11 protein-coding genes and 1 tRNA gene are annotated in these 15,536 nt (G+C 58.0%); 5 read left to right on the plus strand and 7 right to left on the minus strand.

From position 1 onward, the window contains the following. Positions 1-105: 105 nt before the first annotated feature. The 5 genes from ACR0B5_RS01565 to ACR0B5_RS01585 form a co-directional block, all read right to left on the minus strand. Positions 106-181, minus strand: a tRNA-Thr gene (locus tag ACR0B5_RS01565). 320 nt (positions 182-501) lie between these two features. After that, on the minus strand, positions 502-885 hold the full coding sequence (locus ACR0B5_RS01570; protein WP_170468037.1) for an MAPEG family protein: 384 nt from the start codon (positions 883-885) through the stop codon (positions 502-504). A gap of 73 nt (positions 886-958) precedes the next feature. Next, entirely contained in the window at positions 959-4,396 is a 3,438-nt protein-coding gene (locus ACR0B5_RS01575; RefSeq protein ID WP_480537953.1) for a pyruvate carboxylase, read from the minus strand. Between the two features lie 146 nt (positions 4,397-4,542). Further along, positions 4,543-5,679: an alpha-hydroxy acid oxidase gene (locus ACR0B5_RS01580; protein ID WP_480537955.1), complete on the minus strand. Its 1,137-nt coding sequence runs from the start codon at positions 5,677-5,679 to the stop codon at positions 4,543-4,545. Between the two features lie 39 nt (positions 5,680-5,718). Continuing rightward, the gene (locus ACR0B5_RS01585; protein WP_480537957.1) at positions 5,719-7,497 is read right to left on the minus strand and encodes a sensor domain-containing diguanylate cyclase; all 1,779 of its coding nucleotides are present in this window, start codon (positions 7,495-7,497) and stop codon (positions 5,719-5,721) included. A 180-nt stretch (positions 7,498-7,677) separates the two neighbouring features. On the opposite strand from ACR0B5_RS01585, the gene ACR0B5_RS01590 reads away from it, so the two are divergent. Next, complete coding sequence (locus tag ACR0B5_RS01590) at positions 7,678-10,074, plus strand: ATP-dependent helicase (RefSeq protein WP_480537959.1); 2,397 nt, start codon at positions 7,678-7,680, stop codon at positions 10,072-10,074. Positions 10,075-10,077: 3 nt separating this feature from the next. Here ACR0B5_RS01590 and ACR0B5_RS01595 read toward each other — a convergent pair whose 3' ends face one another. Beyond that, positions 10,078-10,368: a DUF1330 domain-containing protein gene (locus ACR0B5_RS01595; RefSeq protein ID WP_170637194.1), complete on the minus strand. Its 291-nt coding sequence runs from the start codon at positions 10,366-10,368 to the stop codon at positions 10,078-10,080. Between the two features lie 374 nt (positions 10,369-10,742). Next, a complete protein-coding gene (locus tag ACR0B5_RS01600) occupies positions 10,743-11,090 on the minus strand; it encodes a DUF1127 domain-containing protein (protein ID WP_480537961.1) in 348 nt (115 codons plus the stop codon). A gap of 815 nt (positions 11,091-11,905) precedes the next feature. Here ACR0B5_RS01600 and mraZ point away from each other — a divergent pair. From mraZ to ACR0B5_RS01620, 4 genes are read left to right on the plus strand one after another with little or no spacing between them, the layout of a single operon-like run. Further along, on the plus strand, positions 11,906-12,373 hold the full coding sequence (mraZ, locus tag ACR0B5_RS01605; RefSeq protein WP_480537963.1) for a division/cell wall cluster transcriptional repressor MraZ: 468 nt from the start codon (positions 11,906-11,908) through the stop codon (positions 12,371-12,373). Between the two features lie 4 nt (positions 12,374-12,377). Then, on the plus strand, positions 12,378-13,370 hold the full coding sequence (gene rsmH, locus ACR0B5_RS01610) for a 16S rRNA (cytosine(1402)-N(4))-methyltransferase RsmH (RefSeq protein WP_480538154.1): 993 nt from the start codon (positions 12,378-12,380) through the stop codon (positions 13,368-13,370). Then, entirely contained in the window at positions 13,367-13,735 is a 369-nt protein-coding gene (gene ftsL / locus ACR0B5_RS01615) for a cell division protein FtsL (RefSeq protein ID WP_170460904.1), read from the plus strand. The genes rsmH and ftsL overlap by 4 nt, the downstream gene beginning before the upstream one ends. Further along, entirely contained in the window at positions 13,732-15,519 is a 1,788-nt protein-coding gene (locus tag ACR0B5_RS01620) for a peptidoglycan D,D-transpeptidase FtsI family protein (protein ID WP_480537965.1), read from the plus strand. The genes ftsL and ACR0B5_RS01620 overlap by 4 nt, the downstream gene beginning before the upstream one ends. Positions 15,520-15,536 lie beyond the last annotated feature (17 nt).

The following is a 15,536-nucleotide window of genomic DNA, read 5'->3' on the forward strand; positions in this document are numbered from 1 at the left end:
AACCATCAGGCGAATGTAAAGGGGAAAATCGGCATCTACGCTTACCCTACGCTTACCCGAAGCGAGTGTTAGGCATGAGATCGCCGCGTAAGTCTTTGAAAAAATTGGTGCCCCCACACGGACTCGAACCGCGGACCTACTGATTACAAATCAGTTGCTCTACCAGCTGAGCTATAGGGGCACTTTTTCAACTTGGTCCTTTGGTGCAGAGGCAGATCTTCTTTGCATTCAGATCAAGCCACGAAAGGCTAAGTTTCAAAAGTTAGGGCGCTACCTTGAACATTTTGGTCTATGTTCGTTGGGCAACGGCCAACTGGATGAGCAGGCGTATATGGCAAAATTTTTTGGCCCGCAACCCGGTAATTTACTCAGTTTGCAACGTTGTTCATACGCTACGATTTTAACTGGAGGCAGCCAATGGAACCGTTGGCATCCTTCCATCGTAGCTTGATCGCATCGGGTCGAAAAATATAGGCGTTCGCCAAAAAACGGATGCTTGGCTCAAAGCGCCAACACGAGGTTCGCAATTGCCGCAACGAGGATAGCAGTGAAGGTCAGGACCATCCCGATCTGACGCAGAATCACGATCTGCGGGCTGCGGCCAAAGCCGTAGGCGTGCAATAGGCGGCCGCTTAACAGACAGAGCCCCAACAGGTTCAGCATCAACGCCCCGGCGCCCTGAAGCTCGACCATGGTGATCAGCAGCAGTGCAAAGGGCGTGTATTCGATGAAATTGGAATGCGTCCGTATAACCTTAAGCATGTCCGGCTTGCCACCATCGCCATAAGAGACCTTGTCACTGCGGCGCTGGCTGATGACCATGAAGCTCAGCACAATGTAAAGGATCGCCAGCAACGAGGCGTAAACTGGGGTGATGGACAGCATCGTGTTCCTCCTGAGTATGAAAAAGGCCGCCCGGTTCCCCGAGCGGCCCTTGTGCCTTTGAAAACTAAACTGGTTATTCCAGTTCGACCAGCAGGTCCTTTGCGTCAATTTGGCCGCCGGGCTGGACATGGATGGCAGAGACCACGGCGTCGCGTTCGGCGTGGATGCCGGTTTCCATCTTCATCGCCTCAATGGTCAGCAGCAGATCGCCTTCCTTGACTTCTTGGCCTGCGGTGACCGCAACAGTAGCCACAACACCCGGCATCGGTGCGCCGATGTGGTTGGTATTTCCGACTTCAGCCTTCGGGCGGGCCTGTGTAGTGGCTGTCACAAGACGGTTGGGTACTCGAATGACGCGGGGCTGGCCGTTGAGTTCGAAGAACACTTTGACCTCGCCTTTCTCGTCGGTCTCACCAATGGCCTGACAACGGATTTCCAGCGTCTTGCCTGGGTCAATCTCGGCCGTGATCTCTTCGCCCGGCTCCATTCCGTAGAAAAAGGTGCGGGTAGGCAGGGTGCGCACCGGACCATAGGTGCGGTGACGGCCCATATAGTCGAGGAACACCTTTGGATACATCAGGTAGCCGTTCAGATCCTCGTCATCGACCTCTTTGCCGTCCAGTTGCTTGGACAGGTCGGCGCGGGTGGCCTCGAGATCAACGGCAGGTACGTTCTTGCCCGGACGCTCGGTATTGGGGGCCTCATCCTTGAGGACTTTCTGAAGGATTGCAGGCGGGAAACCACCGGGAGGCTGGCCCAGGTTGCCGCGCATCATATCCACGACCGAGTCGGGAAAGGCCACATCGGTTGTTGGGCTTTCCACTTCCTCTCGCGTCAGGCCCTGGCTGACCATCATCAGCGCCATGTCACCGACAACCTTGGACGACGGCGTCACCTTCACGATGTCACCGAACATCTGGTTCACGTCAGCATAGGTTTGCGCGACCGCGTGCCAGCGCTCTTCAAGCCCCAGAGAGCGCGCTTGAGCCTTGAGGTTGGTGAACTGGCCGCCGGGCATCTCGTGCAGATACACCTCGGAGGCCGGGGCCTGCAGGCTGGATTCAAAGGCCGCGTACTGGCCACGTACGGCCTCGAAGTAATCGCTGATCTCTCGGATCGACTTGATGTCGAGGCCAGTGTCCCGCTCGGTATGGCGCAGCGCTTCAACCACGGTGCCCAGCGTCGCCTGAGACGTGTTGCCTGAGAAGCTGTCCATCGCGCAATCCACCGCGTCGACGCCGGCCTCAGACGCCGCCAGAATGGTGGCGCTGGCGATGCCTGCGGTGTCATGTGTGTGGAAGTGGATCGGCAGGCCGACCTCTTCCTTCAGCGCGCGGATCAGGATCTTGGCCGAGGCCGGTTTCAGAAGACCTGCCATGTCTTTCAAGCCCAGAATATGCGCCCCTGCATCGCGCAGCTCTTTCGCCATGCCGACATAGTATTTCAGATCGTATTTCGAGCGATCCGGGTCCAGAATATCGCCAGTATAGCAAACGGTGCCTTCGCAGATCTTGCCGCTTTCAACGACTGCATCCATCGCAACGCGCATGTTTTCAACCCAGTTGAGCGAGTCGAACACGCGGAACACGTCGATCCCTTGCGAGGCCTGGCGCACAAACTCCTGCACCACATTGTCAGGGTAGTTGGTATAGCCGACACCGTTTGCGCCGCGCAGCAGCATCTGGGTCATCAGGTTCGGCATCCCCTCGCGCAGGTCACGCAGGCGTTGCCACGGGCATTCCTGCAAGAAGCGATAGGCCACGTCGAATGTCGCGCCACCCCAGCATTCCACTGAGAACAGCTGCGGCAGGTTCGCGGCATAGCTGGGCGCGACCTTGATCATATCGATCGAGCGCATCCGTGTCGCCAGCAACGACTGGTGACCGTCCCGCATGGTGGTGTCGGTGATCAGTAGCTGACGCTGGGCCTTCATCCAGTCGGCCACGGCCTGCGGGCCCTTTTGCTCCAGCAGGTTGCGGGTCCCCATCTGGGGTTCGGCTTTCTGAGCTGGGGCTTTCGCCTCTTTCAGGTCGGCGCGCGGCTCAGGGCGATCCTTGGTTTCGGGGTGACCGTTGACGGTGATGTCCGCGATATAGGTCAGAACCTTGGTGCCCCGGTCACGGCGCTTTTTGAAGGCGAACAGGTCCGGTGTCTCGTCGATGAACTTGGTGGTGTATTCATTCGACAGGAAGGTTGGGTGCTTCAGCAGGTTTTCCACAAATGCGATGTTGGTAGAGACGCCGCGCACGCGGAATTCACGCAGGGCACGGTCCATCCGGGCGATCGCCTTTTCGGGCGTCGGCGCCCAAGCAGTGACCTTGGTCAGCAGCGAGTCGTAGTAGCGCGTGATCACGCCGCCCGCATAGGCGGTGCCGCCGTCCAGACGGATGCCCATGCCAGTTGCCGAGCGATAGGCGGTGATGCGGCCATAGTCCGGGATGAAGTTGTTTAGCGGGTCTTCGGTGGTCACACGGGTCTGCAGCGCGTGGCCGTTAAGGCGGATCTCATCTTGGTTGGTTTTGCCAGTGGCCTCGGCCAGTGTCTTGCCCTCGGCGATCAGTATCTGAGCCTGAACGATGTCGATGCCAGTGACCTCTTCGGTGACGGTGTGTTCCACTTGAACGCGAGGGTTCACTTCAATGAAGTAGAACTTGCCGGTATTCATATCCATCAGGAATTCGACGGTGCCAGCGCATTCATAGTTCACATGGGCGCAGATGCGGCGGCCCAGTTCGCAAATCTCGGCGCGTTGTTCTTCGGTCAGATAGGGGGCAGGGGCGCGTTCAACCACCTTCTGGTTCCGGCGTTGGACCGAGCAGTCACGCTCATAGAGGTGATAGATCTCACCGTGCTTATCGCCGAGGATCTGAACCTCGACGTGACGGGCGCGGGTGATCATCTTTTCCAGATAGCCTTCGCCATTGCCAAATGCGGCCTCGGCCTCGCGGCGGCCTTCCAGAACTTTCTCTTCCAGCTCATCCTCGGACAGGATTGGGCGCATGCCGCGCCCACCGCCACCCCAGCTGGCCTTCAGCATCAATGGGTAGCCGATCTCGGCCGCCTCTTTCTTGATCGCGGCCATATCATCACCCAGAACCTCTGTGGCAGGGATAACCGGCACGTCGGCGGCAATCGCCACCTTGCGGGCGCTAGCCTTGTCGCCCAGGGCACGCATGGTTTCGGCCTTGGGGCCGATGAAGGTGATGCCGTTTTGAACACAGGCATCCACGAAGTCCGGGTTCTCGGACAACAGGCCGTAGCCGGGATGGATCGCGTCCGCACCCGATTCCTTGGCAACGCGGATGATCTCGTCAATCGACAGATATGCCGCGACGGGGCCAAGACCTTCGCCAATTCGGTAGGCTTCGTCCGCCTTGAAGCGGTGCAGGCCTAACTTGTCTTCTTCGGCAAAGACCGCAACGGTGCGTTTACCCATCTCGTTGGCTGCGCGCATCACGCGAATGGCAATCTCGCCGCGATTGGCGATCAGGATCTTCTTGAAATCGGTCATTTTGGGTCCCGGTCTTGGTGTTTCGGCCGTGTTCATAGGCGGAGAATACGCGCAGGTGTATCAGTGGTTCTGGGTATAACCGGCATGTTAACGCTCGCAAACGGCCATTGTTCGCGCGTTTCTTTTAGCGTTGCTGCGTCGCAGCATCAATCTTCGTGATGAATCGTCTTGATTTGCGTCAGGTCGGCAAGGCCCATCTGCCCCATATTTGCGAGCATATCCTGCCGCAACAGGTCAATCACATGAGCTGGTCCCTTGGGGCCAAGTGCTGCCAGCCCATACAAGAAGGCCCGTCCAAGCATGACGAAATCGGCCCCTTTGGACAAAGCGCGAAGGATGTCCAACCCGCCTTCGATGCCGCTGTCGAAGATCAGAGGCAAGCTGGTGGCGCTGCGAATCTCCGGTAGAACTTCGATGCTGGCGGGGGCACCGTCAAATTGACGGCCTCCGTGGTTCGAAACCCAAAGCGCGTCCACCCCGGCTCGTTCAAGCATTTCGGCATCGTCTGGGCGCATGATTCCCTTGACTACGAAGGACCCATCCCACTGATCGCGCAACCGTTTGACGTATTCCATGTCCGGTGACGTGCGCAGCAAGTATCCGACATGGGCCGTGAGCGGCATCGATTTTGTGTTGTCGATGTACTTTTCCAACGTGCGCATTTTGGGCATGCCCTGTCGCAGCATCCCAAACGCCCAAGCGGGGCGCCGCGCGACTTGGGCCAGCAATCTCGGCGTCAGCCTTGGCGGATGGGTCAGCCCTGAGCGTGTCTGACGCTCTCTGCGGGACGCGACAGGAACATCTGCTGTCAGGACTAAAGTTTTAAATCCTGCCTGTCGGGCGCGGGCCATAAAATCTGCCCGAATCTCGGGATCCCTAGGCGGGTAAAGCTGGAACCAGGCGTTTTCACCCAGATGAGGGGCCAGATCCTCCGGGGATTGGCTGGCCACCGTTGACAATGTGTAGGGCAGAGAGGCCTGCGCAGCCGCACGCGCCAAAATGCCTTCTGCGTCCGGCCAGATCATACCCGACATGCCGATCGGCGCGATTCCGAAGGGAAGTGGGCACTCCTGCCCCAGAAAGCGCGTGCTGGTGTCATATTCCAGTTCACCCTTTAGAACCGCGGGGAGTAGCCGCACTGAATCCAGTGCTGTTCGGTTTCGAAGCATGGCCGTTTCGGTCCCTGTTCCGCTTTCGGTATACTCCCAAACAAAATGCGGAAGCCGCCGTCGGGCGCGGTGTTTCAGGTCGGCAATGCCGGGATAGGTGCTGTGCAGGTCCATGGCGCTTGATCCAACCTGCGCTGCGATTCGGCAAGAGGATCACGCCGCATCAGGCTTCTGTTTGAGCGATTTTGGCCCCGGACATTCAGCCGCCGAGTCGGTATGACCACTTGCAACGCGCACCTGATTTCGGCCGTTATCCTTGGCTGAATAGAGGGCATCATCGGCCGCTCGCATCAAGTCTTGCGGCATCGTCCCATGTGCAGGGTAATGCGCTACCCCGACCGAGATCGTGATCCGCGGCAGGGACTTTTCGCCATATCTGACCGACACCGCCTCGACTGCCTGACGCAGAGTTTCAGCCCGTGTCACCGCATCATCCGGCGTGTTGTCGGGGAGAATCAGCATGAACTCCTCGCCACCGATGCGGCAGGCGATTTCATCGCGGTCGCACCCCTGTTCCAAGGCGGCGCCCACGGCGCGCAGAACCATATCACCCGCGTCATGCCCATGTGTGTCGTTGAATTTCTTGAAATGATCCACATCCACTGCAATCAGGCTGAGCGGTGCTCCGGTTTGTTGGCTGCGGCTGATTCCCCGGCGGAGACTGTCGGTCATGTGGCGTCGGTTGAACAACCCTGTCAGAGGATCGCGCACGGACTGGTCATGCAACTGATCGCGCATCCGCACATTGGCAATCGCCATGCTGATCTGTTCCGCACAAAGCTGCGCCAGTTTCTTGCTGGCATGAAACGCCTCACACTTTCCTTCATGCGCGCGCAGGTGCAACAGACCGACCGTTTCGCCATGCGCGAGTATCGGAAAGCAGAAATAGGCCCGACCGTCATGGGGTTCGGCATGCTCGCAGACAAAATCAATCTCGGAGGCACCGAATTCATAGGTCCGTCCACGGCGCAAGCCCCAGCAGCCCTCGGGGTGGATATGCGCCTTGTGGGTGCCGCCGTTCCAACTGGCGCATCCGTCCAGAACATCGCGTGAATTGGAATAGACATAAACGCTGCCTTCAGCCTCGGGCAGGATGTGGGTCATGAAGCGCGAGACCATGTCGAACAGCTCATCCAGAGAGCGGCTGGATTGCAGCCATTCATTCAATTCACCCAGCAACCGGACCTCACGCGCGAGACGCAGTTGGTCGTCCATCAACTCTCGTTCTTTCTCCGCACGCACGCGCAGCACGCCCAATTGCCTGCGATTGTTGCGATGCACGATCAGGATCACCGCCGACAAGGCCAGCAGGACCACCGCACTGATCGCGATCAGCGACATGCGAACCCGATCAATGAACAGGTTCCTCACATCCGTGATGTCGGAATAGAACTCAATCGCGCCGAGGAATTTTCCGCTTTGAATCACAGGCGTATAAATTTCGGCCACGTGGCGGGTGTTGCTGTCCAGATTCTCCAACTGATCGGCGTTCAGAGAGTCCACCTCGGCGATGGGCTTTTCCTCATGCTTGTAGAACAGGTTGCCCATGGCCACCACGTCCTTGAAATAAGGTTTGGTATTCACCGAACCGACATCGTCATCGCGGGTTGACCAGAACACCTCACCCGAGGAATCGAACAGTTTGAAGCGGTAGATATCCGAGGTTTCTGACAGCAAGCTCAGAAAAGCCTCATCATGTTGGCTGAGGATATGTCGTTCGAAACTGGTCTTGACGTCAAAAAGCTGACTTTCCACTTTCCTTTCAAGGCGTACGGCGTGATGCCGCAGATCCGATTCCAGCATGCGGTCCACAAGCGGGGCAGGCAGCGTATATATCCCCCAACCGGCCAAAGCCGTCAGAGCGATCAGCACTGCCGTGCTGACAAAGACCTTCAGCTTGCCCATAAGGCGTGCTTTTGCCGTCTGTTCCATACCCGCGTTCTCCCACAAAGTGCAGAGCAGCATCGGCAAGAGGTTTTGACAGAGTGTTAACTTCCTTGCATGTGGGGGTGCGAAAGTGATTAAGATTTGTAAGACCTCGACGGAAAATTCGCGCGAACAAGGCGTGAACAAACCCTTTTCCTTTTGGCCCATCCAGCGTAGTTTGCCGATATGAGCAGTTTTGATGAAATGGACGCCTTTGAGGGCGCATCGCTATCGGCGCGGGCCATGGCCGCGCGACCTACGCCCTATCTGGACGGCCTCAATCCCGCGCAGCGAGAAGCGGTTGAGCAGTTGGACGGTCCGGTGCTGATGCTTGCGGGCGCGGGAACAGGAAAAACCAAGGCTCTGACCACACGGATTGCGCATCTTCTAACTACCGCCAAAGCGCGCCCGAACGAGATTCTAGCCGTGACCTTCACCAACAAGGCTGCGCGCGAGATGAAAGAGCGGGTGGGCCGTCTTCTCGACCAGCCCGCCGAAGGGATGCCATGGCTGGGAACCTTCCACGCGATCTGCGTCAAACTGCTGCGTCGCCACGCCGAGCTTGTCGATCTGAAGTCGAATTTCACCATTTTGGACAGTGATGATCAGTTGCGTTTGCTCAAGCAACTGTTGCGGGCTGCCAACATAGATGACAAGCGCTGGCCAGCGCGGATGCTGGCCGGAATTTTCGACGACTGGAAGAACCGCGCTTTGACGCCTGACAAAGTGCCGGTTGCGGATGCTGGAGCCTATAACAACAAGGGTGTGGAGCTATATGCCCAGTACCAGACCCGCCTGCGCGAGTTGAATGCGGTGGATTTCGGTGACCTGCTGCTGCACATGGTCACGATTTTCCAAACCCATCAGGACGTGCTGGAGCAATACCAGCGCTGGTTCCGCTACATCCTTGTGGATGAATATCAGGATACCAACGTCGCCCAGTACCTCTGGCTGCGTCTGCTGGCCGGAGGGCACAAGAACATCTGTTGCGTGGGTGATGATGACCAGTCGATCTATGGCTGGCGCGGCGCCGAGGTGGGCAACATCCTGCGGTTCGAAAAAGACTTTCCCGGCGCCTTCGTGGTGCGGTTGGAGCAGAACTACCGCTCGACCCCCCATATTCTGGCGGCTGCGTCGAATGTGATCCGTGGCAATGAAGGCCGTCTGGGCAAAGAGCTTTGGACCGATGCCGAAGACGGTGAAAAAGTTCGACTGATCGGCCATTGGGATGGTGAGGAAGAGGCGCGCTGGATCGGGGAAGAGATAGACGCGATGCAGGGCGGCACGCGTGGTGTGCGGCCGATGAACCTCGACCAGATCGCTATTCTGGTCCGCGCGTCACACCAAATGCGCGCGTTTGAGGATCGGTTTCTGACGATTGGTCTACCTTACAAGGTGATCGGCGGCCCTCGGTTCTATGAGCGGATGGAGATTCGCGATGCCATGGCCTATTTCCGGCTGGTGGTCAGCCCCGAGGACGATCTGGCATTCGAGCGGATCGTGAACACGCCCAAACGCGGCCTCGGCGATAAGGCGCAACAGACGATTCAGGTTGTGGCGCGGGAACATGGGGTGTCGCTGGTAGAAGGCGCTCGGATTGTCGTTGAAGAAAAACTGATCGGCGCGAGAGGTGTCAAAGCGCTGCGCGAACTGATCGACGGGTTGGCGCGGTGGAATGGGCTGACGCGGGGGCCTCGGATCGAGGTCGATGACGACTCGGTTATTGACGACGGGGTGTCGCCCATTCGCTATGGCATGCCGGAGCACACGCATATCGAGCTGGCGCAGATCATCTTGGACGAATCTGGCTATACCGGGCATTGGCAAAACGACAAGACGCCCGAGGCTCCGGGTCGGCTAGAGAACCTCAAGGAACTGGTGAATCAGCTAGACAATTTCGAGAACCTGCAAGGGTTTTTGGAGCATGTCAGCCTGGTGATGGACAATGAACAAGAGGGCGACGGGGCGAAGGTTTCGATCATGACCTTGCACGCGGCAAAGGGGTTGGAGTTTCCCGCCGTGTTCCTGCCGGGGTGGGAGGACGGTTTGTTCCCCTCGCAACGCTCCATGGATGAATCGGGCCTCAAGGGTCTCGAGGAAGAACGGCGTCTGGCATATGTGGGCATTACCCGCGCTGAGGAGGTCTGCACGATTTCTTTCGCGGCCAATCGGCGAGTGTTCGGGCAATGGCAGAACGCGATGCCGTCGCGGTTCATCGACGAATTGCCTGAGGATCATGTGGAGGTTCTGACGCCTCCGGGGCTGTATGGTGGCGGGCAACCAGCTGCGACGATCGAAACCCGCGCGGCCGAGGCGAATGTCTATAACTCCCCGGGCTGGAAGCGGATGCAGGCACGGCAGGGCCAATATGGGATGTCCCAGCCGAAAGAAAGCCGAAATACGGTGATTGATGCCACGGCCATTGCCAGTTTCACCTTGGGTGAGCGGGTGTTTCACCAGAAATTCGGCTATGGCGCGGTGATCGGCATCGAAGGGGACAAGGTCGAGGTCGATTTCGACAAAGCAGGCGTGAAAAAGGTCGTTTCCCGTTTCCTGACGACCAAAGACGACGTTCCGTTCTGACCGCTAGAGACCTTCGACCAGCACCAGATTGGCCTTCGCTGTCTTGCGTCTGATCTTGGCCAGCTCGATATAGTCTGGGTCGTCTTTCCACGCTCGGGCTGCGGCCATGTCCGGGAACTCCATCAGCACGATACCTTCTTCGGCCCAACTGCCTTCGACGATCTCGACGGGTTTTGAAGAAATGGTCAGCAGGCGCCCGCCGTGCCGGTCAAAGATGGGCATGAAACCTTCAAGATACTTCTGATACCCGTCCGTGTCGTGAATGGAAATTTGGGCGATGAAATAGGCGGCCATGACGCACTCCTGAAAAAACGTAACTGCGCCGATCTTAGTCCGTTTGCCCAAAATGCAAAAACGGCGGTTTCCCAGGGAGGAGGAAGGGAAACCGCCGTTCTTTTCTACATCGGGGCAGGGAGGAGGAGAGCCCCGATGTATCTGAACCCGGGTTTGAGCCCGGTATGAGGAAGACGCGGCGACGTCAGGGAGGAGGAAGACGTCACCGCGCGCTTTCAACACCGGGCAGGGAGGAGGAGAGCCCGGTGTGTCTAGGTCCGGCGTCGCAAGGCCGGTATTAGGTGCGGCGACGTCAGGGAGGAGGAGAGACGTCGCCGCTGATTACAGACCCTAAAGGGAGGAGGAAGGGTCTGATCTCGTGTGTTCCTCTGCGCTTAACGCGCTGTGAAGTCGTCAGCCGCCTGACGGGCCAGGCCGCGGATCATTGCGCGGCTCAGGCCGAGATCGGCCAGCTCGCGGTTGGACAGCGCGGACAGCTCACTTACCGTCTGGCGGTACAGGCGGTAGCGGGCAAAACGTGTCTTTGCGACCTCGATCATGGTGGTAATACCGCCAAAGTGAGTGCCTTTAAGTGCCGGTGTGTTTGTTGCCATTGCCATCTTGTTATTCCGTTCATTCTTGTCTTGCTGACCGGTGCCAGCGTTTGCTTGAGGATGAAAATAAGTGAATGCTGCGATTGCACAATAGCCCGCAACGTCAATGCTGCTATGCAGCAAATGCATGGATATCAGAGCCTTGTCAGTCGCGGTTTGAAATCACCCATGATTTTTTGGGGTTTGCGGTACCTTGGGCGCTAAGTCCTGGTCGAGCAAAGATTCCGTCTCATCATTCGACTTGCCCGGAGTTTGAGCGCAGCTGCGAAAGTTTGTGCGTTTGATGGACGCTTTGTTTCAACTCGATCACGGGAAAGCGATCTTGGGTCCTGGCTTGGGAATTCGTGGGAGCAGATCAAAACGGCCACATTTCACGCGGTTTCCGTCCGTGTGATTCTTTGTTTTTGCGTTGCTGGCGTGTCTCAGTCGGCAAAAATTCCGAGAATTCGAAATTTTTTTGGGAATTCATGGGTGATTGAGGGAGGTTCTTGAGGTCACAATATCTAGTGATCGAATGACTTTTGATGTCGATATGAGGTGTGTAGGTTCTAAAATTGACTCAAAATTCGCCTTGTTTTCATAGCCCGTATTAGACGACGCCCAAAAATTCCTATTGATTTCCGTAAATTCCCATGCCATCCCTAGTGCATCCGATGAGGACGAGGCAGCAGGGGCAGCAAACGACCCCAACCAAAAATAATCAGGTTTCATACAGGCATCTCGCTTTCATCACTCAAGAGATCCGGCGCGCGGGCGAGCAGACATCCCCCCAGGTGGCGCGTGCAGCTGGACATCCCGCAAAGCGGGCCAATGCGGCGGGTTGATCAGTGGCAGCAGATCAACCCGCCGTTTTTCATCCCGGGGGAACGTGAAATTCAAGTGGGGCGCAAGCGAAAGGGACAGTCGTCTTGGCGCGCAGGTTTAGAGGTGAAAGCCACCATAAGGTGGACACGAAGGGCAGGGTCTCGATCCCAGCCTCGTTTCGCCGTGTGCTTGAATCGTCTGACCCCAATTGGCAGCCCGGTGACAATCCTGAGCTTGTGATTGTCTATGGCGACCACCGCCGCAAATACCTTGAATGCTATACCATGCAGGCGATTGATGAGGTCGACGACAAGATCGACGCTCTGCCGCGAGGCTCGATGGAGCGTAAGATGCTTCAGCGTATGTTCCACGGTCAGTCCTTTCCCACCAATGTGGATGAAACCGGGCGTTTGGTTTTGCCAGCCAAGCTGCGCAACAAGATCGACCTGGAGAATGAGGCCTTCTTCATAGCCGCCGGTGACACCTTCCAGATCTGGAAGCCCCAGACCTATGAGGTCGAGGAACTGGCCAAGGCCGAGGAATGGATGGACGATCTGCCGGATGATTTCGACCCGATGGTCTATCTCGATGGCGTTGGGGACGCGTAACGGCATGTCCGGCGCGGTCTCCTCATCTTCGAACCCACATATTCCTGTCCTGCTGCGCCCTTTGCTGGCGGCGGTGTCTCCGGTGGCGGGTACTTGGCTGGACGGCACGTTCGGCGCGGGCGGCTATACAAGGGGTCTTCTTGAGGCCGGGGCCGAGAAAGTGATCGGCGTGGATCGCGATCCGCTGGCATTTGAAATGGCCGAAGACTGGGCAGGCGACTATGGCGACCACCTTGTGATGCAGCCCGGTGTATTCTCTCGCATGGATGAATATGCGCAGGATCTTGATGGGGTTGTGCTGGACCTCGGGGTTTCGTCCATGCAGCTGGATCTGGCTGAGCGCGGCTTTTCCTTCATGAAAGACGGCCCGCTCGACATGCGTATGAGCCAGGAAGGCGAAAGCGCCGCCGATTTGGTCAACACGGCGAGCGAGGCGCAATTGGCTAATATACTGTTCCACTACGGCGAGGAGCGTGCAAGTCGACGTATCGCCAAGGCGATTGTCAAAGCGCGCGCCGAGGAGCCGATCATCACGACCTTGCGTCTGGCCGAGATTATCGAATCCTCCCTGCCGCGCCCCAAGCCGGGACAATCGCACCCTGCGACGCGCAGTTTTCAGGGTCTGCGGATTGCCGTGAACGCGGAATATGATGAGCTGTTTCAGGGTCTTATGGCCGCCGAGCGGGCCTTGAAGCCTGGCGGGCAACTGGCCGTTGTGACCTTTCATTCCATCGAAGACCGCATGGTTAAACGGTTCTTCCAGTCTCGGGCCGGTAAGACGGGTCGTGCCAACCGCTATGCGCCCGAGATGGAACAGGAACTGCCGCAATTCACGCTCAAGACCCGCAAGGCCGTCGGGCCGGATGAGCAGGAATTGCAGGAAAACCCGCGTTCGCGATCGGCCAAGCTGCGTGTCGCGATCCGTACCGAGGCTCCGGCTGGGGAAATTGACGCCCGCGCCATCGGGATGCCGCAACTTGGGGGAAGGGCAAGATGAAGAGTATTCTGTATGTGTTGACCGCTCTGTCCGTGTTCGGATTGGCCCTGTGGGCCTATCAGGAGAACTACCGGACCCAGCAAGTTGTGAAGGAAATGCAGGCGCTGCAGGGTGAGATCGGAGTGGCTCAGGTTAAGCTGGCGGTTTTGAACGCCGAATGGGCCTATCTGAACCGCCCCGATCGTCTGCGTGAGCTGGCTGATTTGAATTTCGAACGCATGGGCCTGCTGCCCTTGCGGGCCGAGCAATTCGGACGTGCGGACCAGATCGCCTATGCCGAGGACCCCGACCTGCCGGTTGTTGACCCGATCGAGCTGCAGGCGATCACCGACATTCAGGCCCTGGGCGAGGTGCAGATTCCATGACCCGTACCCCCCTCCGCCCTCTGGCCCGCGTTCTGGATGCCCGCGCGAAGGGCGAAAACCCAAAGGTCATCGAGCGCGAGAATATCCGCCAACGCCATGAAAAGATGAAAGACCGCGCACGTGCTCGCGCCGAGGGACGTCTTTTGGTTTTGGGTCTGTTCTTCTTTTGCGCCTTCTCGGTTGTGGGCGTCCGCATGGGCATGCTGGCGACGTCCGAGGCACAAGAGCCGCTGGCCAGCGCGCCCGGTGCCTCAATCGCGATGCAGCGCGCCAATATCGTTGATCGCGAAGGACGCATTCTGGCAACCAATCTGGATACCTACTCGGTCTACGCCCAGCCGCCTTTGATGATTGATCCGATTGCGGCAGCTGATCAGCTAGTCGCGATCTTCCCCGATCTGGAAAAAGAGCGTCTGATCAAGGACTTCACTGGAAAGCGTAAGTTCCTGTGGATCAAGAAACGCATCTCGCCCGAGCAGAAACAGGCGGTGCATGACATCGGCGATCCAGGTATCCTGTTCGGCCCGCGAGAAATGCGCCTATACCCGAATGGCAAGCTGGCGGCGCATATTCTTGGCGGCTCAGGCTTTGGCCGCGAAGGCGTGAGTGCTGCCGAGGTGATCGGCGTTGCGGGGGTCGAGAAGAAGTTCGACGACTATCTGCGAGACCCGGCCAACGGCAACAAGCCGTTGCAACTGTCGCTCGACCTGACCATTCAAGCAGCGGTCGAGCAGGTGTTGTACGGCGGCATGAAGATCATGAACGCCAAGGGGGCTTCGGCGGTTCTGATGAACGCGCATACGGGCGAGGTGATCTCGGCCGCGTCTCTGCCGTCGTTTGACCCCAACGACCGTCCGCGCCCGCCAATCTCGGGCTTTGATCCGTCTGATAGCCCTCTGTTCAATCGTTATGTGCAGGGTGTCTATGAGCTTGGATCGGTTTTCAAAATCTTCACCGCCGCTCAGGCGGTCCAGCTTGGATTGGTGAATTCTGACACTATCATCGACACCTCCGGTCCGATGAAGATCGGCCGTTTCCCAATTGGTGAGTTCAACGGCAAGAACTATGGCAAGATCAGCGTGGCGGACGTGATCGTTCACAGTTCGAACCGCGGAACTGGACGGTTGGCTTTGCAAATCGGTTCGAAACGCCAGCAAAGCTTTCTGGAAACGCTGGGCATGTTCGAACCCACCCCGTTCGAGATTGTCGAAGCCGCAGGCGGTGCGCCCCTCAAGCCCAAGAAATGGGGTGAGTTGAGCACGGTCACCATCTCTTACGGTCACGGCCTGTCGACCAGCCCGATGCATCTGGCGGCGGGGTATGCCGCGATTGCCAATGGCGGGCACTATGTCAGCCCGACGATCCTGCGCCGCAATGGCCCTCAATATGGCCCACGTGTGATGTCGGAAAATACCGCGCGTCAGGCGCAGAAGATGTTGCGCAAAGTGGTGACCGACGGCACGGCCAGTTTTGCTGAGGTCAAAGGCTATGACGTTGCGGGCAAGACCGGTACCGCCGATAAGCCCAAACCGCGTGGCGGGTATTATGATGACAAGGTGATCGCCACCTTCGCCACCATCTTCCCGGCCTACGACCCGAAATATGTGCTTATTGTCACTTTGGATGAACCCTCCATTCTGGCTTATGGAGAAAAGCGCCGGACTGCGGGCTGGACAGCGGTGCCCGTGGCGGCGGAGTTGATCGGCCGTGTCGCGCCGCTGCTGGGACTGCGCCCCCGGCTTGAGCCTGAGGCGAGCGCTGCTATAACCCTGACCTCGAATTAGGGTGCCAAAGAACAGGT

This window comes from Ruegeria sp. AG1 (assembly GCF_056541705.1).